This is a genomic window from Chitinophaga sp. LS1, assembly GCF_034274695.1.
Lineage (GTDB): Bacteria > Bacteroidota > Bacteroidia > Chitinophagales > Chitinophagaceae > Chitinophaga.
In genome coordinates this window covers 5,433,984-5,454,862 of the sequence record NZ_CP128362.1, presented here as the reverse complement: position 1 = coordinate 5,454,862, position 20,879 = coordinate 5,433,984, and the positions used below count along the sequence as shown (strand labels likewise).

Genomic DNA, 20,879 nt, shown 5'->3' with positions numbered 1-20,879 from the left:
GCCGGTTTTCCAGCGCAAGCCTTCTCAGTTACAGCGTGCCAACGGTACAGCAGATGGCCAGCCATTAGTTGCTCACTCAATAACCAGATTAGAAAGGCAGATTATACTGTCCATACAATGCTTTATTCTCAATACTCTTTGCAAAATTGGGTGTTTCTTCCCTATTATGTGCATCAGATGCCTCCTGCCTTGCCTGTGCCGCTGCGGCAAGACTAATTCCATGTTCCTTTATAAAAGCCATAAATTCAGGCGTAGCCGTAGCATGAATTGTATTTGTATATCGACAGGTAAGGTCGTCAATGCGTTCTGCTCTAAGCTCCCACAATACCTGCACCTTAGATCTTCCACTGGCAGTGATCGTATCAGAAACAGACAACATACGGCAGTAATCCGGTTGGGCTACTGTAGCCACATAATGCTGTACCACAAGCGCATTCCCAATAGTTTCCACATTAATAGACATCGGAGTTCCGTCAAAAGTAGCGGAAACGCCTGCTGCGATGTGATTGATTGAACAACGTTGATATTCCGCATCAGGTAAATTTAATAACCAGTCAGCAATATTGACTTTCTCAATGGGGGCATTGATAATGGCGCTTACTACAGAGGCAGACAATGCATTTTCGGGTGTTTGTGTGATTTCCATGATCATTCGTTTTTGTTGATACAAAGCTGCGTAGAATAAATGATCCCGATAAACTCATTTTTTCTATTTTGTAAATCGTAACTTTCGATTATGGAACTGAGGCAATTAAAATACTTTATCCGGGCAGCCGAATTACAAAACTTTACAGATGCGGCCAATGAACTGTACATTACACAAAGTACCCTTTCGCAGCAGATCAAGCAGCTGGAAAATACGCTGGGGGTTTTGTTATTCGACAGACTGGGAAAACGGATACGGTTAACCGAAGCAGGAAATCTCTTTTTGCCTCATGCTTATAAGACCGTGCTGCAGGCAACGGAAGGGCAGCAGGTTTTGAATGACCTGATAGACCTGAAAACCGGGGTACTGAATATTGGCAGCACTTATGGATTGTCTGCATTGCTGGTAAAAGCATTGCCCATTTTCAGGAGCATGTACCCTCAGGTTGTAGTGAATATCATATTCGGATCCACTAACGAGTTGTTACAGAAACTGGACAAAGGTACAGTGGATTGTATGTTGTCATTTATGGAAACCAATGATGACGGGCAACTGGAAATACATCGATTATTTACAGCACATCTATCATTGATCACGCATGAAAGCCATCCGATGGCTGATTATAAAAAAATCAAACTGACTGAGATCAAGGGACTGACACTGGCTTTGCCATCAGCAGGTTTCAGTATTCGTCAATTATTTGACAAGGTAGTGGCAGAAGCAGGAGTTCAATTGAATATAGATATAGAAGTGAATGATATCAATACACTCCTGCAGTTGGCCGACACTAAAAACTGGTGTACGGTTTTAATGAATAGCTCATTATTTGGGTTTCCTTCATTAAGGGCGATACCAATCAGTCATGCTGATTTTAAAAGGCATGCGACTATTTTGTTTTCTGCGAAGTATTACAGAAAACATGCATTGACGGCGTTTAATAAGATCCTGAAAGATTGTGCGAAGGAATTCAATCCAAAATAAGAGCTTTTATTCCAGTTTCACCTCCCTGACGGTCTCATTCCCGGGCAAATCGACCGCTACAACGATCACCTTACCGCCCACCGGCAAACTGGCTGCTTTATAATACCACTCTACGCTATTCCTGCCTAAAACCGCCTTCCCTCTTTCCAGAATGTCACCCGCAGCATCAACTACCCGTACATCCACTTCTGCTACCCTAAATTCGTCTTTTGCCGTCACGACCACAGTTGATTCTTCAAACCGGATATTCTGCACCTCAGGAGACTTATAAGCATCCTTTACGGCCATGTTATAAGCATTCTGTCCTGGGCCTGCCAGCGACTTATAATACGCCTTTATTTCCGGGTCCTGGATGATCACCCGCGCATACGCCGCAGCTACCTGCATTTTATACCTGGCTTCCAGCTGTTTCTTTGTAGGCTTTTTCTTTGACGGGCCGCGTTTTTTCGCCATAATAATCTGCCCGTTACGTTCGTAAATCGTGATTTGATCGCCGAGCGTACCCCGAACAACCTGAAGAAGTATGTTGTCTTTAACAAGCGCCATAACAAACAATTTTTGAGGTTACAGCATTAATATTACAACTTAGGTTGGAACTATAGCATATCTCCGTTACTAATTGAGTATTAATACGCCACTAAATGTACACCTCAATATCGATTTGATATAGAAATGTACTTTTAATGTACTTATGGTAACGGGATGGTATTAAAGCTTCACCGATATCACATCGGGGAAAGTCTTCTCTGTCCATTCCCGGTACAGCAACTGTCAGTTTAAACTGATTTTTCTCTTCTGTAATATTTACAGCCGTAACAGTAGCAATAATGTATTAAAATCAAAGAAATCTTTCCAGGGTTCAAAATTTTCATTGAAGCCGGCAGGCAGGACAAGAGCTGTCCTGGATAATTCCTTAGACATACTTACGTCCCTGTTTTAAATAATATTGGGGATTGTAATGGGTTAGTCAACGATATGAATCGTACACCTTGTTTAATAGTGAAAACGATGATCAATGATATGGTAAATAATGATTTCCATCACTTTACATCACCCCTGAAAATGATAGTTATCATTGATTCCAATAGCATTATTGTGCTAACTTCAGGTAGATCATAAAATGAATTCCATGTTTAATTAATAAAGTGCTTTTATCATAAACGATGAAAGAAAGGTAGTAACCGTAATTGCTATCTTTCTTATCAATGCCTTTAAAACTTTCATGCCATGAAAAAAATACTTGCCGTCATCGATGCTGTCAACTATACAGCAAAACAACTGGACGTTATCGCCACAGTGACTTCTTTACACGAACATACCCTGACACTGCTGCTACTGGAAGACACCAAAAGTGCCGGCCAGCTGTTATCGGCCAGTAGTATTGAAGGATTTTCAGGTAAATATTATGAAACAATGAAGAAGAGTGAGATTGAAAGAAAAGAGATCATTGAAGACAATTACCTTACCCTGAAACAGGATTGTAAAGCAAGGGAACTATCCTGTACTATCAAAAAAATAAAAGGTATTGCAGAAGAGGAAGTTGTGACAGAAAGCCGTTTTGCAGATCTGCTTATTATCGGGAAAGCGCTTTCGTTCCCGTTCCTGTTTGATACAAATCCAACAGGTTTTGTTAAAAACATGCTTCTCCATGCGCAATGCCCGGTAATGGTGTTGCCGGAGGTGCCCAATGCCGCTAATGGCGTTGCTTTTTGTTATAATGGGACTTACTCTTCCATGTATGCGATCAAGGCATTTGCGGCGCTGTTTCCTGAGTTGGTAAACAGGCATTGTGAGATAGTATATGTCTGTGAAAAAGGAGAGAAAACCATACCGCTAAAAACGCAATTGCAGGAGTACCTGAAAGCGTATGATGCGCATGTGACTTACAAAATTCTGACAGGTCAGGCAGATATAGCGATACAGGCATATCTGGATACAAAAACGGAGCTGATCAGTACATTTGGAGCATATGGTCGCAGCAGGGTGTCAAGGTTTTTTAACAGCAGCAGTGCTGATAATATTATACGTAATTTAAAAGGACCGGTATTTATTACTCATCCTACAGGTCATTTATGAGGTTGGGGGGGAATGTTATTTCCCCCTTTTTTTAAATTTTGTAATGAGCTTTAAGGAATTCAGGTAGTCGTTATCAAAGTGTAGAATTGCCGTTATAATCCAGGACAATTTCGGAGATATTTTCTTTGAGGCCGGAAAATTGGAAGGATATAATTTTTCATATATACCCCCTTTTAGGCATAGAGATCAATCATTTAATAATAATAGTAAAATTTAGAGATAATTTTTCCAGCTAAACAATTTCCCACTCTGATTGTTTCAACCTTCATGCTACTGAACAAACGGATCTCCATCTCGTACTTCCTCGACCTCATCAAATGGGATATTCTCGCCATCGCCCTCTACGCGATCTTCGCCGGCTCTCTGGACCATTATGGTATCCTTCAACGCATCTCCATTCCTCTTGCAGTATCCTCTCTTGTCGCCACCATCGTTTCCCTCCTGCTCGCTTTCAGAACCTCCCAATCTTATGAACGCTGGTGGGAAGCAAGACTCATCTGGGGTGCCATCGTCAATGACAGCCGGACCCTTATCCGGCAGGTAAAAACATTTCTTCCCGAAGAGGTAAATGAATTTGCACACCGCCAGATTATCTGGTGCTATGCACTCTCAGAATCATTAAGAGGATTACCCTTTTCTGAAAAGGTAAAGGCGTATCTTTCTGTATACAATACCGATAGCCGTAACTGGCCAAACTTTTTGCTCAATAAACACGCGGAAGTGCTGGCTGCTGCACAGCAACTGAACCCTAACAGGCAGGTACAAATAGATGCCACGATTGCCAGGTTGTGCGATGCCATGGGTAAATGCGAACGCATTAAAAAAACTGTTTTCCCAAAATCTTATAGTCTGTTGATTCACTTTCTGATCTATGTACTAATGACAATTCTGCCATTTGGACTGGAAGACAGGACGCAATGGATGGAAATCATTATTGTATTTGTAGTGCCGGTGTTGTTTATTGCGATTGAGAGAACGGCTATTATCATGCAGGATCCTTTTGAAAATAAGCCTACAGATACCCCTATGACGGCGATTAGTCAGACGATTGAAATGAATTTGCTGGAGATGATTGGCGAAGAGGTGCCCGTACAGGAGGTGCAGGAAGAGAGTTATTACCTGATGTAAAAACCTCAGTGATGGTCGATTTGTCTGTCAATACTGCTACCCCTACAAAATACAAAACCGGCCTGCTACTTAGAAAAGTGCAGACCGTTATGCTAATTAATGATTGGTTCGGTATATGTTTAATGAATTATTGATCCGCTCAGTCGGGGAATGGTACGGAACCCCGTAAAACTAACTACCTCAGCAACATAATATGGCTGCGAAGGCTGAGGTTTCACCAGATCCGTACTCAGGTATTTCTTATTGCTATCGCATAACAGTGTCACCACGACAGCATCTTCTCCCATCTGCTCTTTCAGACGAATCGCCCCGATCACATTTGCCCCGGAAGAAATACCTACTGCCAGTCCCAGTTCCGCCGCCAGCTTTTGTGCCACAATGATCGCATCTCCATCATTGGCCTGTACAACCTCGTCCAACTCATCCAACCGTACAATGGCAGGAATAAACTCATCCGAGATGCCCTGAATACGATGATTCCCCACTTTATGCCCTGTACTTAAAGTAGGCGATTCCGCTGGCTCTAAAGGATGCACCCTGATACCCGGATCCTTACTTTTCAGGTATCTGCCCACTCCCATTACAGTGCCCCCGGTACCTACGCCCGCCACGAATGCATCGGGTTGTAACCCGGCATGCATTAACTGTTCCCATATTTCAGGACCGGTACTCAATGCATGTGCTGCTGTATTATATTCATTCTCAAACTGACGGGGTAGGAAATATTGATCACTGCTCTCCTGTAATTCTTCTGACAGCTTAATACTTCCCAGAAAACCACCTTCCTCTTTACTGACCAGCCGCACTGTCGCCCCGAAACTTTTAATAATGTCCTGCCGTTCTTTGCTGAGCCAATCCGGCATCATAATGATCACCTTATGCCCCAGTGCACGGCCAATAGCAGAAAATGAAATACCTGTATTGCCACTGGTTGCCTCTACAATGGTATCATCTGGTTTGATCAACCCCTGCATATAGGCCTGTTTCATAATATAAAGGGCCATACGGTCCTTGATACTACCTGTCAGATTATAGTGTTCACACTTTACGAATATATAGCCAGGACGGCCTTTATACAGATATTCCAGTTTTAGCATAGGCGTGTTACCAACCAGGTTCCACAGCTCGCTAAATCGTTGATCAACCATTGACACTTCAGACACCATCATGGTGAATAATTTTTAGCAAAGCTCTGAAATAACTATAACCATGTCAATCGGTAGGCAATTATTCCATAAATTTTCTGGTTTTATCCAAAAAAATTGTATTATTTTCCGGTTATTCTTACTTCCACCACCTTCTGGTCCGGATTTTATTAAATTTAATATGGACAAAAGCCAGTTAGACGATATCGATATTCAGATTTTGAGATTACTGCAGCAGAATGCAGAACTGACAAACAAGGAAATTGCTTCTCAGTTACATAAATCAGTGGCTACGATTCATGAACGGATCCGGCAGCTGAAAGAAAGCGGTTATATTACGAAAATAGTAGCGCTGCTGGACAGGAAGAAAATAAACAGGAAGCTGATTGCTTTCAGTCATGTATTATTACATGACCATGCAGCTGCTACGTTGAGCACTTTTGAGAAGGAGGTGGCGAAATTCCCTGAAGTGATGGAATGTTTTCAGATGACTGGGACTTTTGACTTTATTCTGCGGGTGGCAACGAGTGATATGGATGCGTATCATACTTTTTACAGGAATCTGGCGGCTCTGCCTAATATCAGTACGGTGCAGAGCTTTTTTGTATTGTCAGAGACGAAGAGTGAAACGGCATATCCGTTGTAGGGGGACTTCATATTCCCTGCTGGGAGGGGCTATCCCGTTTGATGGAGGAGCAATTACTTTTCCCCGGAGCAATTACTTTTTTCTGAATTAATTACCTTTTTTGCAGGAATTAATTACCTTTTTGCAGGAAGGCATTCCATTCATTCAAGAAACCTCGGCGTACCCATATCCAACACCCCTTCTCCTGGCCATGGACCATCAGGAATATGCAATTCTCTATGTGGCCAGGCCTTCCAGCTATTACGCGGCATGCCGGCAGCAGCCAACAGGTTGTGCAGCACGACTGATAGATCATCTATTCTCCATACATCTTCATTCAGATCATCTTCCATACCGGTAGTCGTGGCGATTGCTTCCTGCCCTACACGGGACAATACGATAGTAGAACAGGGAGGGGTCCAGCATCCAAGGCCGCCAAATACGGCTTGTAATCTTGCGGCTACTTCTATCCCTCCAACTGAATCCATGGTGACAGCACAGGCCATTGGCTTGCCAAAAAAGGCAGGGGTATTTTCAAAAGCAGTCGTTACTTCTATAAAACGCTGTAGCGGTGAGCTCCAGTTGTTCCAGTAAACGCCGGAGATAACGAGAAAGCCGTCGCAGCTTTCCAATAGGTTATATACTTCGCGGATGGTGGGGAGTTTATCCGATAGTGTTAGTGTGACTGATTGTTGACCCAACATATTTTCTGCATGCTTTGCGATGGCTGCGGAGTTGCCATTTGGACCACGGAGAGAGCCGTTTATGATCAATATTTTCATTTGCCTTTTTTTGACGAATGTACACAAAAGGAATGTGAGGTATTGGGAGATCCTGATGCGTTGTAGCATTGTTTTGAGAGGGGATCCCGAAGTGAATGGTATTGGATTTGTTCTTAGAACCTTTGGAACAAATGATCGACTTTAGGCTTTGGCGATATTAATTTGGCAAACGGCCTCATATCTCTATGAGGCCGTTTGCCATGGTTCATGTCAATATGTTACTTTAATTAATTCAGTTTTCTAATTTCGTGCATCATGTTGCTATCCAAAGCACATTCGGTAATAGATAGGATATAGTCTCTGTCCCTCATGTATTTGGCTTTGATAAGGAAATGCCCTGAGTCATTTATCTTATACTCTACATTATAATGTTTTAATACGTCTGGAAAGTTTTTGATCATTTCATCAGTATATCCAACAATTATAGGTTCTCCAGTAGGCTTGGTCAGTACTGGTTTCAGCAGGACATATGAATTATTGTAAAACCAATAAGCAATAAATAATATTAGTATGATAAGAATGCCAATAACAGGGCCTATACGTTTTTTCATGCTTTTTTTATTAGATGAATAAGGATCTTTAAATTAACAATCTACCTTCCAACATCCTATGGGTGAAATGAAAATTATTATAATATAAAGATAGTGGAAGAATTGTTATTATTCCTGAAATGGTTGTATGCCAAAGTGCACGAAGCTTAAAATCACGGGCACCACCATTTTCTCTTAAATTTAATCCATCCTCGTCGGAAATATCTCCAAAACCTGGGATCCATGCACTCATTCCTTCATTCCAGTTATAATTGTCATGCCATCTTTGTTTAACACAAGCCGGGCAGCAGCCAATATGTTACGACCTCACAACCCATGTCCCTTATTAAACCTTTGCACAGCCAGCACATACGCTTCATTCGCTTTATATACATTTTGATAATACTCCTGCTTATCCTTATATATTTCCAGCAATTCATGCTGCAGCGAATCTTTATCCTGCTTAGTAGCAGTGGACAGCTTCTTCTGCCAGGTTATTTCTTTCTTTGGATAAAGATATAATTCCTTCAATGCCATATGATACGGAACAGCTGCCTGTTTCAGATGATCACCACCGGAAAACTGATCCGTATTTACCATTTGTAGTTCCTGAATAGTCTTATCAAAAACTACCTGCTGACTATCTGTAATCGCCAATGCGTGATCGAAATCCTCCGCTATCAGGTATTCCAGTTTACGGGATTCAAGACCATTCTTACTGATCAGCATGTCAGATATATCATGTTCCTTTTGAGTGATCGTGTCCCGAAATGAGATAGCACCGTTCTTATTGCAGGAGAACAAGGGTAATAAAAATATGATATAGATGATTAGGTTTTTCATGGTGATACTTATAATAACAAAGACGCTGCCAAAAATTGCAATATCTTCGTATAAATCCGTGCTATGGTAATCACCTTACAAAAAACAGTAATTACCGATTTAGAACATTTCTTTCTCTTTCAGTTGGATCAGGAAGCTAACTACTTAGCCGCGTTTACTTCAAAAGATCCGACAGATAAAACCGCCTACCTGCAGAAATACGGGAAATGCGTGAATGACCCGACAATCAATATGTATACCATCATCGTAGATGGTGTCATTGCAGGCAGTATCGCACAGTTTGAAGTGGCAGGAAATGCGGAAATTACTTATTGGCTGGATAAAAAGTACTGGGCACAAGGAATAGCGACAAAAGCACTAACGCAGCTTTTAACCATTATAAATACCAGACCGATATACGGACGCACGGCATTTGACAATATTGGTTCACAGCGCGTATTGGAAAAATGTGGGTTTGTTAAAACCGGCACCGATAAAGGATTTGCAAATGCACGGCAGGCGGAAATTGAAGAGTTTATTTACAAATTGATATAGTCCTATGTTTTTTGAATTTGTACCCAACCCACAGTTCGACTTCCTTACTCACTTCGCTAAAAAGTTCAACGTTCCTTTAGAAGGCGACCGGTTGATCCTCCCTCCTGTTATGGGTACTGGTAGTATCAGAAGAATTTCCTTATCCCCCGGACTCAAACTCATCGTTCACAGATATAAACTCAACCAGGATATTATTCTGAGCAGAGTTGCCAGCGACGAGCCGAACGACCTGGTTAGCATTATATTTCATAGTAATGAAGCCACTGCCAGCGTGAATACGGACGGTACTCCGAATCCGCTTTCACGAAGCAGTGCTTATGCTATACAAATTGCTTCGACAGACCTGCATTCTCAAATCCGTTTTCCTGCTAATACAGATATTCACTTTATCGTTGTAGGGATTATGAAAGATGCTTTGAAGGAATTGCTCGGTATTAATAACCCAAACAATGTGGTGGAAACGATAGTGAATGCTGCCCCTGGCTTTTTGTATTATGAAAGCATGACTGTTGAAATTAATAAGCTCGTCAGACAGGTGACGGAAGCCAGGGAAGATAATGAACTGGGGAATTTTTATTACCGGTTGAAAGTACAGGAGCTACTATATCTTGTATTTGAGAAGCTGCAAAAGCGGGAGATAGTTAACTATCACCTTGTTCATAAAGACGACGTAGAAAAGCTCCTATTGATCAGGACAGCTATTCTTGCGGACCTTTCTGTTCCACCCAGTCTACCGGAACTGGCAAAAATGGCAGGGTTTGGAGAAACAAAGATGAAAGACATCTTCAAACAGGTATTTGGAGATACGATATATAACTATTACCAGCAGGCGCGTATGGAAGAAGCCGCATTCCTACTCAAACATAGCGGGATGTCCGTTTCAGAAGCCGGCTACCAGCTTGGTTTTGCCAATCTTAGTCACTTTGGACGCATTTTTGAAAAGCACCATGGTTTAAAGCCTAAAAAATATGCGACCGGCGGATAGGACTATTTTTCTGTCAAAAGCAACTATTTTAACCTTTCAGGAGGACGCAACTTTGTGTTATCAAAAACACGATAACAACATGAACAAATTGCTGATGCCTTATCATAAAGGCGCTTTACAATTGAAGAATCACCTGGTCATGGCTCCCATGACACGTAGCCGGGCTATCGATAATTTGCCCAACCAATTGATGGCGGATTATTATACACAAAGAAGCGGTGCCGGTTTGATCATTACCGAAGGAACGGCGCCCTCACCGGATGCACTGGGCTATTCAAGGATTCCGGGAATTTTTTCAAATGAACAAACGGAAGCCTGGAAGGCGATTACAACTGCCGTACATACAGCAGGTAGTAAAATATTTGTACAACTCATGCATACCGGTCGTATTGGTCACCCGGCCAATCTGCCTGCTGGCGCCCGTTTGGTAGGGCCTTCAACCATTAAAGCAGCGGGCGATATCTGGACGGATGCTTTAGGGAAACAAACTTACCCTGAACCTGAAATGCTCACCAGCGATGCTATAGCAGCAGTCATTGAAGAGTTTGTGCATGCCGCGCGCAATGCGATGGAAGCCGGTTTTGATGGGGTTGAACTACATGGAGCCAATGGATATCTGGTAGAACAGTTCCTGAATCCACATGTCAATAACCGCACGGACGAATGGGGAGGGAATATTACCAACAGAACCCGCCTCGCCATCCGGATTGTGCAGGCAATAGCCGCAGCTATTGGTGCGGACAAGGTTGGTGTGCGCTTCTCCCCCTACTCTACGCTGGGCGATCTGCCTGCTTATGATGAGCAGGAAGTACATGATACCTATGCACTGCTGGCAAAAGAGATGAACAATGCTAATATTGCTTATCTGCATATAGGCATGTCAGCTATTATTCCGCAAAAAACTTTTGATGCTATCAGGGGAGGTTTTAATGGTACTATTATTCTTTGTAACGGTCTTACCCCTGAAACTGCGGAACAGGCCTTGCATGCAGGCTTTGCCGACCTCGTCGCCTTTGGACGCGCCTTTCTGGCTAATCCTGATTTAGAAAAACGAATTGCTGCAAACGCACCTTTACATCAACCCGATTATAATACACTTTATACCCCCGGTCCTGTGGGTTACACGGATTATTTGAGCTTATGAAAAAGATAACATACAATCACTTTGGAGGAACAGAAGTACTCCAAATGACAGAGGTACCGATGCCTGAGGGAGAGATCATCGTGAAGGTAAAAGCGGTCTCTATCAACCCGCTTGACTGGAAAATATGGCAGGGTGAGATGAAACTAATGAGCGGAAGTAAGTTTCCAAAATCAGTAGGAATCGACTTTTCAGGGATAGTGGAACAGGGTAATGGCACCTATAAAAAAGGAGATGAAGTATTCGGCATCGCCAGTATATTTAAAGGAGGTGCATTGGCGCAATACGTAGCTGTAAAGGCGAAGGACATTGCACCTAAGCCATCAGGGCTCTCTTTTGAAGAAGCAGCGGCTCTTCCGGTAGCAGGTGGTGCCGCTTTGCAAATCTTTCATCAATTACTAAAATTACAGCCAGGTATGGAGGTGCTCATTAACGGCGCCGGAGGCGGTATTGGGCCATTAGCGATTCAATTGGCTAAGAAGGCAGGAGGCATCGTGACTTCGGTGGTGGGGCCTTCTGGTGTTGAGCTGGTAACCAGGTTGGGAAGTGATGTCGTTATTAACTACCAGCATCAAAATATCGGCGCCAAAACGTTTGACGCTGTCATCGATTTTTCCGGGAAGATCAATTACAAGGCAGCGAAAAAGATACTGAAGAAAAAAGGTGTTTATGTCAATACATCTCCCGGTCCAAAGGAAATGATCGGATCTCTTTTTTCAGGAGGACGGTATAAATTGTTGCTTTTGAAACCTAATCCAGCGTTGTTGGCAGATAGTGGTTTACAGGTGCACATCAGCAAGACCTATGACTGGCATGATTACAAAAAGGCTTATGATGAAGTGAAAAAAGGAGGCATACCGGGGAAAGCAGTTTTGGTTGTCAGCTAAGTTTATACCTGGTACAGGATGCAATATCTGCCAATACGCCCCTCCCTCCTGGTATCACCCCACCCAGCTGTAATAAGATTTCCATAATGAACAAATTTCACTCATGGAGACCTATAAATAAAATAACCTGATTTATGGGAGGCTAAAAAATATTCATATACAAAAGGCTTGGTAACCATTGATTACCAAGCCTTCATTATTTTATAGTGCCCTTATTTGATCAATGCCATCTCATCTACCTCAGCGGTATAATCTACCCCAGGCACATTGAATCCAAACAGGTTCAGGAAGTCTTCTTTGTAACCAGCCAGGTCACCGATCTGGGAGATGGTCTCCGTAGATACTTCTTTCCACAGCTCAGCTACTTCGGCCTGTACATCAGGACGGAGTTCCCAGTCATCGATACGGATACGACCCTGATTGTCGAGGGCAACCGGGTTCCCTGCGTACAGGTGATCTTTGAACAGACGGGCCATTTGTTCGATGGTACCTTCGTGAATACCTTTTTCCTTCATGAGTTTATACAGGAGGGAAATATACAGTGGTACTACAGGAATTGCAGAACTGGACTGGGTCACCAGGGCTTTGTTTACAGATACAACTGCGCTACCATTGAGGGGTTTCAACAGTTCTGTAATTTTTACGGCTGTTGCTTCCAGGTGATCCTTTGCTCTACCGATGGTACCGTGACGGTACACCGGGTTAGTGAGTTCAGGGCCGATATAGGAGTAGGCAACGGTCTTAACATCAGGTGCCAACGCACCTGCAGCCTGCAAAGCTTCTAACCACATCTGCCAGTCTTCACCACCCATTACGGCGATGGTATTGGTAATATCGTCGCCAGTTGCAGGTTCAATAGACACGTTAGTTACAATACCGGTGTGGAAATCAACGGTTTTGTTCTGGTAACTCTGATTTATAGGTTTTAATACGGAACGATGTAATACTTCTGTTTCCGGATGCTTGCGCACGGGGGAAGCCAGGCTATAAATAATCAGGTCGACTGTTCCCAGATCTTTTTTAATCAAGTCAATGGTCTGTTGCTTAATTTCATTTGAGAAAGCATCACCATTGATACTTTGGGCATATATGCCAGCACGGTTGGCTTCCTCATGAAAAGCCACTGAATTATAATATCCGGCAGTTGCAGTTTTACCTTCCTGGGGTTCTTTTTCAAAGAAAACACCGATTGTGGAGGCCCCGCAGCCGAAAGCAGCAGTAATTCTGGACGAAAGCCCGAAACCGGTAGAGGCGCCTATTACCAGTACCTTTTTGGGGCCCTCGGGGAGTTTTTCAGATTTAACATAGCTTATTTGTCTCCTTACATTTTCAGCACAACCAGCAGGGTGGGCTGTCAGGCAAATAAAGCCACGCATTTTAGGTTCAATGATCATAAAATTTGATATCAGGTTCAGTTCCTGGTGCAAATGTAGGCTCTTCGGGGAGAAGTTACAAGGGGTGAGGGGGATTTGGAAGGGGAATGGGGGGAATTTCTTCGGGGGATTGGAGATGATAGGTAGAATTTGGGGGGTATTATCGGGAGTTTTGTTTTATTGGGAGGACTGTTTTATTGGGAGGACTGTTTTATTGATAGGTTGCTTTATTGGGAGCTTTGCTTTATTGGGAGGACTGAATAATGCGCGTCCCGCGGCAACGGCTATGTTATTTCAGGCTAAGGAATAATGATAATATTAGGATTAAAACTGTAGCGGCTGGTGGGGTGTGATTGGGTGATGTCGTGCTACTCTTTCAAATAACGATACCAGGCCATGAAGCTATTGAAATATTTTTGTTTCAAACTTTTTGATAGGGAAATAATTTTTCCCGAACTTTTTTTAGTAAATTAATTATACGAAAATCATTTAGGAGAATTAAAATTACAACTTTGTAACTGTTAACCACATTTTTTGACTACCATTATCGTCGGGGGTTTTCAGGCATTTTTTAAGTGTTAACCATATACCAAAAAACAATAAATTTGTATGCAGACTATCTACGTAGACACCTCTGTGTTTGGGGGGTGTTATGTGAAACAATTTTCGGAGTACAGTAATAAATTGCTGGAAGCATTTAGGAAGGGGGAAAAGAAAATGATGGTTTCCCAGGTTGTATTTGATGAACTATCAAAAGCAAGAGAAGAGGTAAGAGATACGCTATTTAAAGTTCCGCTTATTTTCAGAACCACTGCAGCAACGTCCCTTAAGGCGAGGATACTTGCCGTAAGGTATATAGCAGAAGGGGCTCTGAATTATAATAGCCACTTTGATGCTATACATATAGCTACGGCAACTTTACAGGGAGCAGATATTCTTGCCAGTTGGAATTTTAAGCACATGGTAAATTTGGGGAAAATCAAACATTATAACGCCATTAACAAAGACATGGGGTATAGACCTATTATTATAAGGACACCCCGTGAAATTTTAAATCCATAGTTTATGAGTAAAATAATTCCAGGCTACGACTGTGTAGCAGAAGTAAGAAGAATTCGGGAAGAAATTGCCGCCGAATGTGATTATGACTGGGATAAGATTTTTGCAAGGCTTGAAACAGCGCCTTTAAGATTTTTAAATAGTCTGTATATAAGCGATACAAAATGAAAATTAAATTGAATAAATAGATAAATCCATAGTTTATGAGTAAAATAATACCCGGCTACGATTGTGTAGCAGAAGTAAGAAGAATTCGGGAAGAAATTGCCGCCGAATGTGATTATGACTGGGATAAGATTTTTGCGAGGCTTGAAACGGCGCCTTTAAGATTTTTAAATAGTCTGTATATAAGCGATACAAAATGAATCTATCAAAATAGTGAGCACACTAATTGGTTTGCTCACTATTTCCTTTTATAGAAAACTATCCCTTACAATTTCTGTTCTAAAACACTCTCATCATTTCCTAAATAACCGGAATCCTCAACAAATTTCACACCTCCCATTCTCATAAAACCACTATCCACCATACTTCTATGCCACTCTGCAAACCATCAGACCACCAATCATCCATGCTGCCAATGCAGTATATTCAAAAGTACTTAGTAAGGAGCCTTTAAGCCCTAAAAACTCCAAATTACATTTACAAAAATATTACGCCCCATTCGTGGAATACGATTCCAATCCGCGAAGGTGGTGTAATTTTTATCAAGTATATTCTCGGCGCCTGCTTTTAATAGCAGGGATTTAAATTTGTAAGAAGCGGACAGGTTAAAAATAGTATACCCGGGCAAAGCCTGTTCTCCGAATTCAGGATTGTATGTATCCTGCGCTGCAGTACCATTGGCTGTGATACCTGCTGAGAAGGATCTGTGGTGGAATGTGAGTCCGGAGCTATAGGTGAATGGCTGTATTAATGGGAGGTACTTTATATGCTCACCTGCTCCCCTGCGATAACTTACTTTATTGGTCCAGGTAAGGTGTGTACTAAATTTATATTCCGCATCGAGGGCGCAATTGAAAATATTGGCATAGGTCAATTGTTCGTATACCTTCACACCAGCAGCGCCAATGGTCATTGCACTTAAGCCTGAATCAGGCCTCCCTATAATATAATCCATCAGGTGAAAATAAGAGCCGGATACTTTTACAGAAAAGCGGGAGGTGCGGAATAACAAAGCGGTGTTCACGCTAATAGATTTCTCATTCTTCATCCCGGGGTTGCCGATGTAATCATACTGATCAAAACTATTGTATAAATAATATCCATAGCCTTCAGACACACTGGGCGCGCGTTCTCCATAGGTAGCCGCAATGGTGTATTGCCATTTTTTGTGATCGTAATTTAAACCAGTGGAAAGTCTTTTGAGAAGACGGGTACGGCTGCGATCCATGTTTGGATAAAAGATTGTCAGGCTTTCATAACCCTGTTGGTTATCGACTACATTGTTCTGAATACCCACTCCCCCATTCAATGTTGCATGCCATTTTGAAGAGAGCGTGTAATTATCTTCGCCTGAGATCTCTCCATAATAAGTAAGTACGCCGGGCCAGGTAAGCATGTACATATCTTTCTCGCCTGCTGTGTTGGAATACATGGTCATATCGGCCAGCGATTTGTTGAAATGACCGTTTATGTTTGCTTTCCAGTGATGATTATTTGTTATTCCCTGTAATGTGGAGTAGAAGCCTGCAGTCTTACTCCAACCGGGCATATCCATGCGGATAGCAACGACGGGACGTTTGCTATCATCCATGATATGGTTGATGGTGTTGTAGTATATTTTAGTTTGCCATCCATGACGAATATAAGCGACGGATGCAATGATCCCTCTGGCCAGACTCACATCCATGGTGAGTGCAGGATAACCTACGTTTACTGCACGGTCGTAGATAAGGGAAGCTTCCAGTTGAGCATGTTCGTTGAGCTTGTATCCTGCAATGGCGGATACATTGTATTTGGTATATTGAGCGTATAACACCTCTTCTCCGCCACCGGCTTTGTAATTGTCGGCATGACGGTAAGTGAAATCAACATTAGTGAATAACTTAGGTTGTGTGAAGGACAACGCGCCTCCAATCACCCGCTGACTACCGTTGGTTTCAAAACCGGCAAATGCCATACCGGAACGTTCTTTTTCCCCAAAGGTTCCTTTTTTTCTTACGAGGTCCATTGTCCCTGAAATGGCAGGGCCGCCGGCGCTATGTACGTTTATTGTAGAGAGGTTGGTTGTTTCTACATAGGAAGTAACCGGGTCCATCTTGTCTGTACAGGCTGCGTAGATCCGCATGCCATCGATGGTGACTACGCTACGTTCGGAACTCATACCATTCAGGTAAGGTTCCCATGCGTATGCGCCACGTCTGACCATGTTAACGATGTCGGAGTTTTCAAGGTATTTATCTAAGGAGGAAAGTGGTTTATCTGTTTTATCGGATATGGAACGTTTGTGAATAATCACGACTTCTTTGAGCAGATCGGTTTTTATGCTGTCGGTTTGTGAATACGCGGTGCTAGTGTATAATAATGCAACACAAAGTATAAATAATTTACGCATACAATCAGTTTGTATGATAAGAGGCTGTATCAACTATAACCTGACTTAATCCGGTTAGCTGATGGCAGGGAGAATTTCGTAAATGAAATTCCCCCTGCCATCAGGTCCCATTTGACAACCTCTTATGATGGTTTAGAATTCCAATTCAAAATAGATACTGCTGCCTTCGTTGGTATCGGTTACAGCTTCACCTTTTACGATCGTTTCGCTGGCGTCCTGCAGTTGTAAATTGATTTTCCAGTAGCCTGTCATCGTCAGACTAAGTTTGCCATAATACATCTTATCTGTTCCCTGGGTCAGGTTCACATTATTGGGAGAAGTGTGGTTGCCCATGCTGGTCATTCTTGGATCTATTTTAATGGTGTAGCCATCTACTATGACGAAACTGGTCATAGATTCCATTTTGTACAAAACCATAGAGATGTCATTGACAGCCACAGCGGGGGTAGTTGGATTGACCAATGCTAATATGTAGGTATTATTGTCACTACCGGTGAAGGTTTCTACTACGCGTTTGGAGGACTCAGAGACTGCGATGGTATCTGTGACGGTATAGGCAATATTATCGATTGTGTAATCTATTGTAAGTGTCCAGTATTCATCGTCAGTACCAGCCATTTGGAATACGAGATAGCCTTTGTTCTTGGAGATGGCAGAAGCCGGACAGGAATGGGTCATGCCCATCATGTGCATGGTAGGTGTCCATGATATGGTTGCGTTGTTTACAACGGTGCCTGCTGTGGTTTTTACCTGAACATAAATAGCATTGTAACCGGTTTGGAATTTTCCACTTGCAGTATACAGTGCTATCTTGTGGGTATTATTCGTTAACGTAGTTGCAAGTGTTAAGCCATCGAGGTCGTTTGAAACTACAGGGTCGTCTTTTTTAGTACAGGATAAAAAGGTGGAAAATGCGATTACTATGAATGCAGATTTAAGTAAGTTCATGATTGTCGTTTTTGATAGTATACATAGATAGGCCCTTATCTACGGTCTTTTTGCAAAAGCCCGCACATTCATGGAGAATGCACAAGGCACTCAGTTTTTGGAAAAGAAATTCATAGTGAAGAATTCATGACGATGAAGTTCCTGTCAATGAATTTTATTGCAGGAAAATACGGTCGTGAAAGTAAAATAGCTTATGCTTGCGGGGGTTTCTTACGCGGATCGCTAAAGAGATAGGAATATATAGGATGTGTAAAGACAGGATAAGCCTTTACTGTGGGTTCAACAACTTCCTGTCTTACAAAGTCAACACCGGATGGGATCGGGCAGGCTAATGCCTCTGATTGCAGTTCTTTTAATAAGCGTTCTGTTTCATTTTCTCTCTGTTCTTTCTGCATCTTTGCAAGCTGACATTTACCATTACAATGTAACTCCGGCTTATTTTTATTTTCGCAAAAAGCTTCGACAAATAGCTTTGTATCAAAGTCATACACCGCATATAATATCGAGTTCTTCATACTTCCCAGGAAGACGATAATAAACAGGAGAGGACTTAATATGACGGCCGCTTTTCTCAAATGGAGGATGATAGTTGCTGCAAAATTATCAAATTATATGCGGGGGAAGAATGCGTGAATTGTATTATTTTACTGATTGTGGTCAGATCCGGTTATAACAATTCATACCTGACCCTTGTTATTAATTAAACAATCTTCATGAAAACAATACCATTGGGTAACAACGGCCCACTTGTTTCTAAAATTGGCTTAGGCTGTATGCGTATGTCATCTGTATGGGGCGGCCCCACCAATGACGAACAGGAAAGTGTAGCTACCATCCAACAGGCACTGGACAGTGGTATTAATTTCCTGAACACCGGTGACTTTTACGGTGCAGGCCACAATGAACTGTTGGTGGGCAAAGCGATCAAAGGCAGAAGAGACGATGCCTTTATCAGTGTGAAGTTCGGCGCTATCTTTGACAACGGCCATATGCTAGGGCTGGACTTACGCCCTATCGCCATCCGGAATTTCATCAATTATTCCCTGGTGCGGTTAGGTATAGATACCATTGATCTGTACCAGCCATGCAGACTTGACAATAGTGTACCTATGGAAGACGTGATTGGTACAGTGGCCGAACTGATCAAAGAAGGAAAGGTGCGTTATCTTGGTGTGTCAGAAATTACCACTGCACAATTACGCAAAGCGCATAGTATACATCCTGTCACTGCACTTGAAATCGGATATTCACTGGCAGACCGTCAGATAGAAAGTAACCTGTTGCCCGCAGCAAAAGAATTAGGTATCGGCGTGGTTGCTTTTGCAAACACAGCAGAAGGGCTGCTGACCGGAGATATGAAGGCCCCATTGCCAGCAGGTAGTTATCAGACTCACTTTCCACGCTTTCAGGGAGAAAACCTGGTAAAAAACCTAAACAAGGTAGAAGCCTTAAAAAAACTAGCAAAAGAAAAAGGGTACACGCCTACACAACTGGCAATAGCCTGGGTGAATGCTCAGGGTGATCATATCATGCCACTGGTGAGTATGAGCAGAAGATCCCGTCTGCCGGAAAACCTTGCTGCTATGGAAATCGTATTTACGCCGGAGGAAATGGAGACACTGAATAGCACTTTTGCACCGGGCGCAATATTGGGTGGTACGTATTTACAGCGCTAATACTCCGGACTTTTGTAGCCCATGAGTAAAAATAACATTCCGGTACATCGCTTAACGTATTCGCCGTCTGTTCCTTCTATCCGAAGGAACAGACGGCGAAACTTTCGAAGGGGTTGCATTGTACGGGGCTAATTGGTACCTTTGCGCCCTAACTGGTAAAATCCGATGATTCAAATTAATCAGGAATATTCTTTTCCTCTTGAAAATGTATTGTTCTCTTTTGCACTGGCAGCAGAAGCAGCGGAAGTATTCGAAAGCCATCATACATTAATCACAGGGATTGGTAAGGTGAATGCAGCTTACGAACTGACGAAAGCGATACAGATCAAAAGACCGGCATTGATTGTGAACCTGGGATCTGCAGGAAGCAGTTTCTTTCAGAGAGGTGAAGTAGTTTGCTGTACGAAATTTATACAGCGTGATATGGATGTAAGAGGCCTGGGATATGAATTGTATGAAACGCCGTTTTCAGGGTTACCGCCGTTGCTTGAGTACGGGTTGAAAATGGATGGAGTGAATGAAGGCATTTGTGGTACGGGAGATAATTTTGAAATGGGACATTCCGTTACTGCTTACAATGTGGTCGATATGGAATCGTATGCGATAGCGATGATTGCGATGAAAGAAAAGATACCTTTTCTTTGTTTGAAATACATCTCAGATGGGGCAGATGATAATGCGGCGGAAGACTGGCTGGTGCAGGTGCATAAGGCAGCAGTAGCGTATGGAAAGTTACTACAGATCAAATAATAAAAACATTCATGAAAGGGGGAAGATTCCAGCTCCCTTTCTTCCTGTCGTACTGAAAAAATTCAATTCCTGCAGAAAAACAGGCGGCACTTATATGACGAAGATTAGCCGAAATCCCAAATTGCTTGTTTCCCAACAATAAAAGCACCAGAACCGCCAGTCCCAATAAATGCCCTGCCACGTACTATGGCCAGGGTTGATGCAAATCGTAAA

General features: G+C 42.5%; 24 protein-coding genes. 13 read left to right on the top strand and 11 right to left on the bottom strand.

What is annotated here, in order from left to right; genetic code table 11:
• Positions 1 to 88 precede the first annotated feature (88 nt).
• Positions 89 to 646: a hypothetical protein gene (locus tag QQL36_RS22440; RefSeq protein ID WP_321566841.1), complete on the bottom strand. Its 558-nt coding sequence runs from the start codon at positions 644 to 646 to the stop codon at positions 89 to 91.
• Between the two features lie 90 nt (positions 647 to 736).
• Here QQL36_RS22440 and QQL36_RS22435 point away from each other — a divergent pair, with 90 nt between their 5' ends.
• Positions 737 to 1,627 carry a LysR substrate-binding domain-containing protein gene (locus QQL36_RS22435; RefSeq protein WP_321566840.1) on the top strand — a complete coding sequence of 297 codons (891 nt, stop codon included), beginning with the start codon at positions 737 to 739 and terminating at the stop codon, positions 1,625 to 1,627.
• Between the two features lie 6 nt (positions 1,628 to 1,633).
• On the opposite strand, the gene QQL36_RS22430 is transcribed toward QQL36_RS22435, so the two are convergent.
• The gene (locus QQL36_RS22430; RefSeq protein ID WP_321566839.1) at positions 1,634 to 2,173 is read right to left on the bottom strand and encodes a hypothetical protein; all 540 of its coding nucleotides are present in this window, start codon (positions 2,171 to 2,173) and stop codon (positions 1,634 to 1,636) included.
• Between the two features lie 681 nt (positions 2,174 to 2,854).
• Here QQL36_RS22430 and QQL36_RS22425 point away from each other — a divergent pair.
• Together QQL36_RS22425 and QQL36_RS22420 are read left to right on the top strand one after the other, a co-directional pair.
• A complete protein-coding gene (locus QQL36_RS22425) occupies positions 2,855 to 3,703 on the top strand; it encodes a universal stress protein (protein ID WP_083729628.1) in 849 nt (282 codons plus the stop codon).
• A gap of 267 nt (positions 3,704 to 3,970) precedes the next feature.
• The gene (locus QQL36_RS22420; protein ID WP_321566838.1) at positions 3,971 to 4,831 is read left to right on the top strand and encodes a bestrophin family protein; all 861 of its coding nucleotides are present in this window, start codon (positions 3,971 to 3,973) and stop codon (positions 4,829 to 4,831) included.
• A 119-nt stretch (positions 4,832 to 4,950) separates the two neighbouring features.
• On the opposite strand, the gene QQL36_RS22415 is transcribed toward QQL36_RS22420, so the two are convergent.
• Positions 4,951 to 6,000, bottom strand: a complete 1,050-nt coding sequence (locus QQL36_RS22415; protein WP_321566837.1) for a cysteine synthase family protein — start codon at positions 5,998 to 6,000, stop codon at positions 4,951 to 4,953.
• 157 nt (positions 6,001 to 6,157) lie between these two features.
• On the opposite strand from QQL36_RS22415, the gene QQL36_RS22410 reads away from it, so the two are divergent.
• Positions 6,158 to 6,622, top strand: a complete 465-nt coding sequence (locus QQL36_RS22410) for an Lrp/AsnC family transcriptional regulator (RefSeq protein ID WP_083729650.1) — start codon at positions 6,158 to 6,160, stop codon at positions 6,620 to 6,622.
• A 140-nt stretch (positions 6,623 to 6,762) separates the two neighbouring features.
• Here the strand turns inward: QQL36_RS22410 and QQL36_RS22405 are convergent, their stop codons facing one another.
• From QQL36_RS22405 to QQL36_RS22390, 4 genes are all read right to left on the bottom strand, one after another.
• Positions 6,763 to 7,383 carry an NAD(P)H-dependent oxidoreductase gene (locus QQL36_RS22405; RefSeq protein ID WP_321566836.1) on the bottom strand — a complete coding sequence of 207 codons (621 nt, stop codon included), beginning with the start codon at positions 7,381 to 7,383 and terminating at the stop codon, positions 6,763 to 6,765.
• A gap of 227 nt (positions 7,384 to 7,610) precedes the next feature.
• Entirely contained in the window at positions 7,611 to 7,934 is a 324-nt protein-coding gene (locus QQL36_RS22400; RefSeq protein WP_083729622.1) for a hypothetical protein, read from the bottom strand.
• Positions 7,935 to 7,962: 28 nt separating this feature from the next.
• On the bottom strand, positions 7,963 to 8,166 hold the full coding sequence (locus tag QQL36_RS22395) for a hypothetical protein (RefSeq protein WP_143709102.1): 204 nt from the start codon (positions 8,164 to 8,166) through the stop codon (positions 7,963 to 7,965).
• A 74-nt stretch (positions 8,167 to 8,240) separates the two neighbouring features.
• On the bottom strand, positions 8,241 to 8,756 hold the full coding sequence (locus QQL36_RS22390) for a hypothetical protein (RefSeq protein ID WP_321566835.1): 516 nt from the start codon (positions 8,754 to 8,756) through the stop codon (positions 8,241 to 8,243).
• 63 nt (positions 8,757 to 8,819) lie between these two features.
• On the opposite strand from QQL36_RS22390, the gene QQL36_RS22385 reads away from it, so the two are divergent.
• The 4 genes from QQL36_RS22385 (at position 8,820) to QQL36_RS22370 (ending at position 12,303) form a co-directional block, all read left to right on the top strand.
• Positions 8,820 to 9,290 carry a GNAT family N-acetyltransferase gene (locus QQL36_RS22385; protein ID WP_083729620.1) on the top strand — a complete coding sequence of 157 codons (471 nt, stop codon included), beginning with the start codon at positions 8,820 to 8,822 and terminating at the stop codon, positions 9,288 to 9,290.
• 4 nt (positions 9,291 to 9,294) lie between these two features.
• Entirely contained in the window at positions 9,295 to 10,275 is a 981-nt protein-coding gene (locus tag QQL36_RS22380) for an AraC family transcriptional regulator (RefSeq protein ID WP_321566834.1), read from the top strand.
• 79 nt (positions 10,276 to 10,354) lie between these two features.
• Positions 10,355 to 11,419 (top strand): alkene reductase, encoded by a 1,065-nt coding sequence (locus tag QQL36_RS22375; RefSeq protein ID WP_321566833.1) that lies wholly within the window; start codon positions 10,355 to 10,357, stop codon positions 11,417 to 11,419.
• The gene (locus tag QQL36_RS22370; RefSeq protein WP_321566832.1) at positions 11,416 to 12,303 is read left to right on the top strand and encodes an NADP-dependent oxidoreductase; all 888 of its coding nucleotides are present in this window, start codon (positions 11,416 to 11,418) and stop codon (positions 12,301 to 12,303) included. The genes QQL36_RS22375 and QQL36_RS22370 overlap by 4 nt, the downstream gene beginning before the upstream one ends.
• Positions 12,304 to 12,515: 212 nt before the next feature.
• Here QQL36_RS22370 and fabV read toward each other — a convergent pair whose 3' ends face one another.
• Positions 12,516 to 13,697, bottom strand: a complete 1,182-nt coding sequence (fabV, locus tag QQL36_RS22365; protein WP_083729616.1) for an enoyl-ACP reductase FabV — start codon at positions 13,695 to 13,697, stop codon at positions 12,516 to 12,518.
• A gap of 588 nt (positions 13,698 to 14,285) precedes the next feature.
• On the opposite strand from fabV, the gene QQL36_RS22360 reads away from it, so the two are divergent.
• Genes QQL36_RS22360 through QQL36_RS22350 form a run of 3 tightly spaced genes read left to right on the top strand, consistent with a single transcriptional unit; the run spans position 14,286 to position 15,100 of the window.
• Positions 14,286 to 14,738 carry a PIN domain-containing protein gene (locus QQL36_RS22360; RefSeq protein WP_083729614.1) on the top strand — a complete coding sequence of 151 codons (453 nt, stop codon included), beginning with the start codon at positions 14,286 to 14,288 and terminating at the stop codon, positions 14,736 to 14,738.
• Between the two features lie 3 nt (positions 14,739 to 14,741).
• Positions 14,742 to 14,903: a hypothetical protein gene (locus tag QQL36_RS22355; RefSeq protein ID WP_179091323.1), complete on the top strand. Its 162-nt coding sequence runs from the start codon at positions 14,742 to 14,744 to the stop codon at positions 14,901 to 14,903.
• A gap of 35 nt (positions 14,904 to 14,938) precedes the next feature.
• Positions 14,939 to 15,100 carry a hypothetical protein gene (locus QQL36_RS22350; protein WP_179091323.1) on the top strand — a complete coding sequence of 54 codons (162 nt, stop codon included), beginning with the start codon at positions 14,939 to 14,941 and terminating at the stop codon, positions 15,098 to 15,100.
• 257 nt (positions 15,101 to 15,357) lie between these two features.
• On the opposite strand, the gene QQL36_RS22345 is transcribed toward QQL36_RS22350, so the two are convergent.
• From QQL36_RS22345 to QQL36_RS22335, 3 genes are all read right to left on the bottom strand, one after another.
• Complete coding sequence (locus QQL36_RS22345; RefSeq protein WP_321566831.1) at positions 15,358 to 17,292, bottom strand: TonB-dependent receptor plug domain-containing protein; 1,935 nt, start codon at positions 17,290 to 17,292, stop codon at positions 15,358 to 15,360.
• 132 nt (positions 17,293 to 17,424) lie between these two features.
• Positions 17,425 to 18,240, bottom strand: a complete 816-nt coding sequence (locus QQL36_RS22340; RefSeq protein ID WP_321566830.1) for a hypothetical protein — start codon at positions 18,238 to 18,240, stop codon at positions 17,425 to 17,427.
• 191 nt (positions 18,241 to 18,431) lie between these two features.
• The gene (locus QQL36_RS22335) at positions 18,432 to 18,755 is read right to left on the bottom strand and encodes a hypothetical protein (protein WP_321566829.1); all 324 of its coding nucleotides are present in this window, start codon (positions 18,753 to 18,755) and stop codon (positions 18,432 to 18,434) included.
• Positions 18,756 to 18,953: 198 nt separating this feature from the next.
• Here QQL36_RS22335 and QQL36_RS22330 point away from each other — a divergent pair, with 198 nt between their 5' ends.
• The gene (locus tag QQL36_RS22330; protein WP_083729610.1) at positions 18,954 to 19,916 is read left to right on the top strand and encodes an aldo/keto reductase; all 963 of its coding nucleotides are present in this window, start codon (positions 18,954 to 18,956) and stop codon (positions 19,914 to 19,916) included.
• Positions 19,917 to 20,081: 165 nt separating this feature from the next.
• Positions 20,082 to 20,666 carry a hypothetical protein gene (locus QQL36_RS22325; RefSeq protein ID WP_321566828.1) on the top strand — a complete coding sequence of 195 codons (585 nt, stop codon included), beginning with the start codon at positions 20,082 to 20,084 and terminating at the stop codon, positions 20,664 to 20,666.
• Positions 20,667 to 20,879: the final 213 nt, after the last annotated feature.

What these genes read in the sequence shown, in the direction of transcription:
- QQL36_RS22335 (WP_321566829.1), bottom strand. Translation starts at nt 18,755, where the DNA reads ATGAAGAACTCGATATTATATGCGGTGTATGACTTTGATACAAAGCTA.
- QQL36_RS22355 (WP_179091323.1), top strand. Translation starts at nt 14,742, where the DNA reads ATGAGTAAAATAATTCCAGGCTACGACTGTGTAGCAGAAGTAAGAAGA.
- QQL36_RS22420 (WP_321566838.1), top strand. Translation starts at nt 3,971, where the DNA reads ATGCTACTGAACAAACGGATCTCCATCTCGTACTTCCTCGACCTCATC.
- QQL36_RS22330 (WP_083729610.1), top strand. Translation starts at nt 18,954, where the DNA reads ATGAAAACAATACCATTGGGTAACAACGGCCCACTTGTTTCTAAAATT.
- QQL36_RS22435 (WP_321566840.1), top strand. Translation starts at nt 737, where the DNA reads ATGGAACTGAGGCAATTAAAATACTTTATCCGGGCAGCCGAATTACAA.
- QQL36_RS22380 (WP_321566834.1), top strand. Translation starts at nt 9,295, where the DNA reads ATGTTTTTTGAATTTGTACCCAACCCACAGTTCGACTTCCTTACTCAC.
- QQL36_RS22405 (WP_321566836.1), bottom strand. Translation starts at nt 7,383, where the DNA reads ATGAAAATATTGATCATAAACGGCTCTCTCCGTGGTCCAAATGGCAAC.
- QQL36_RS22415 (WP_321566837.1), bottom strand. Translation starts at nt 6,000, where the DNA reads ATGATGGTGTCTGAAGTGTCAATGGTTGATCAACGATTTAGCGAGCTG.
- QQL36_RS22385 (WP_083729620.1), top strand. Translation starts at nt 8,820, where the DNA reads ATGGTAATCACCTTACAAAAAACAGTAATTACCGATTTAGAACATTTC.
- QQL36_RS22440 (WP_321566841.1), bottom strand. Translation starts at nt 646, where the DNA reads ATGGAAATCACACAAACACCCGAAAATGCATTGTCTGCCTCTGTAGTA.
- QQL36_RS22410 (WP_083729650.1), top strand. Translation starts at nt 6,158, where the DNA reads ATGGACAAAAGCCAGTTAGACGATATCGATATTCAGATTTTGAGATTA.
- QQL36_RS22325 (WP_321566828.1), top strand. Translation starts at nt 20,082, where the DNA reads ATGATTCAAATTAATCAGGAATATTCTTTTCCTCTTGAAAATGTATTG.
- QQL36_RS22400 (WP_083729622.1), bottom strand. Translation starts at nt 7,934, where the DNA reads ATGAAAAAACGTATAGGCCCTGTTATTGGCATTCTTATCATACTAATA.
- QQL36_RS22350 (WP_179091323.1), top strand. Translation starts at nt 14,939, where the DNA reads ATGAGTAAAATAATACCCGGCTACGATTGTGTAGCAGAAGTAAGAAGA.
- QQL36_RS22395 (WP_143709102.1), bottom strand. Translation starts at nt 8,166, where the DNA reads ATGAGTGCATGGATCCCAGGTTTTGGAGATATTTCCGACGAGGATGGA.
- QQL36_RS22425 (WP_083729628.1), top strand. Translation starts at nt 2,855, where the DNA reads ATGAAAAAAATACTTGCCGTCATCGATGCTGTCAACTATACAGCAAAA.
- QQL36_RS22375 (WP_321566833.1), top strand. Translation starts at nt 10,355, where the DNA reads ATGAACAAATTGCTGATGCCTTATCATAAAGGCGCTTTACAATTGAAG.
- QQL36_RS22430 (WP_321566839.1), bottom strand. Translation starts at nt 2,173, where the DNA reads ATGGCGCTTGTTAAAGACAACATACTTCTTCAGGTTGTTCGGGGTACG.
- QQL36_RS22370 (WP_321566832.1), top strand. Translation starts at nt 11,416, where the DNA reads ATGAAAAAGATAACATACAATCACTTTGGAGGAACAGAAGTACTCCAA.
- QQL36_RS22340 (WP_321566830.1), bottom strand. Translation starts at nt 18,240, where the DNA reads ATGAACTTACTTAAATCTGCATTCATAGTAATCGCATTTTCCACCTTT.
- QQL36_RS22360 (WP_083729614.1), top strand. Translation starts at nt 14,286, where the DNA reads ATGCAGACTATCTACGTAGACACCTCTGTGTTTGGGGGGTGTTATGTG.
- QQL36_RS22345 (WP_321566831.1), bottom strand. Translation starts at nt 17,292, where the DNA reads ATGCGTAAATTATTTATACTTTGTGTTGCATTATTATACACTAGCACC.
- QQL36_RS22390 (WP_321566835.1), bottom strand. Translation starts at nt 8,756, where the DNA reads ATGAAAAACCTAATCATCTATATCATATTTTTATTACCCTTGTTCTCC.
- fabV (WP_083729616.1), bottom strand. Translation starts at nt 13,697, where the DNA reads ATGATCATTGAACCTAAAATGCGTGGCTTTATTTGCCTGACAGCCCAC.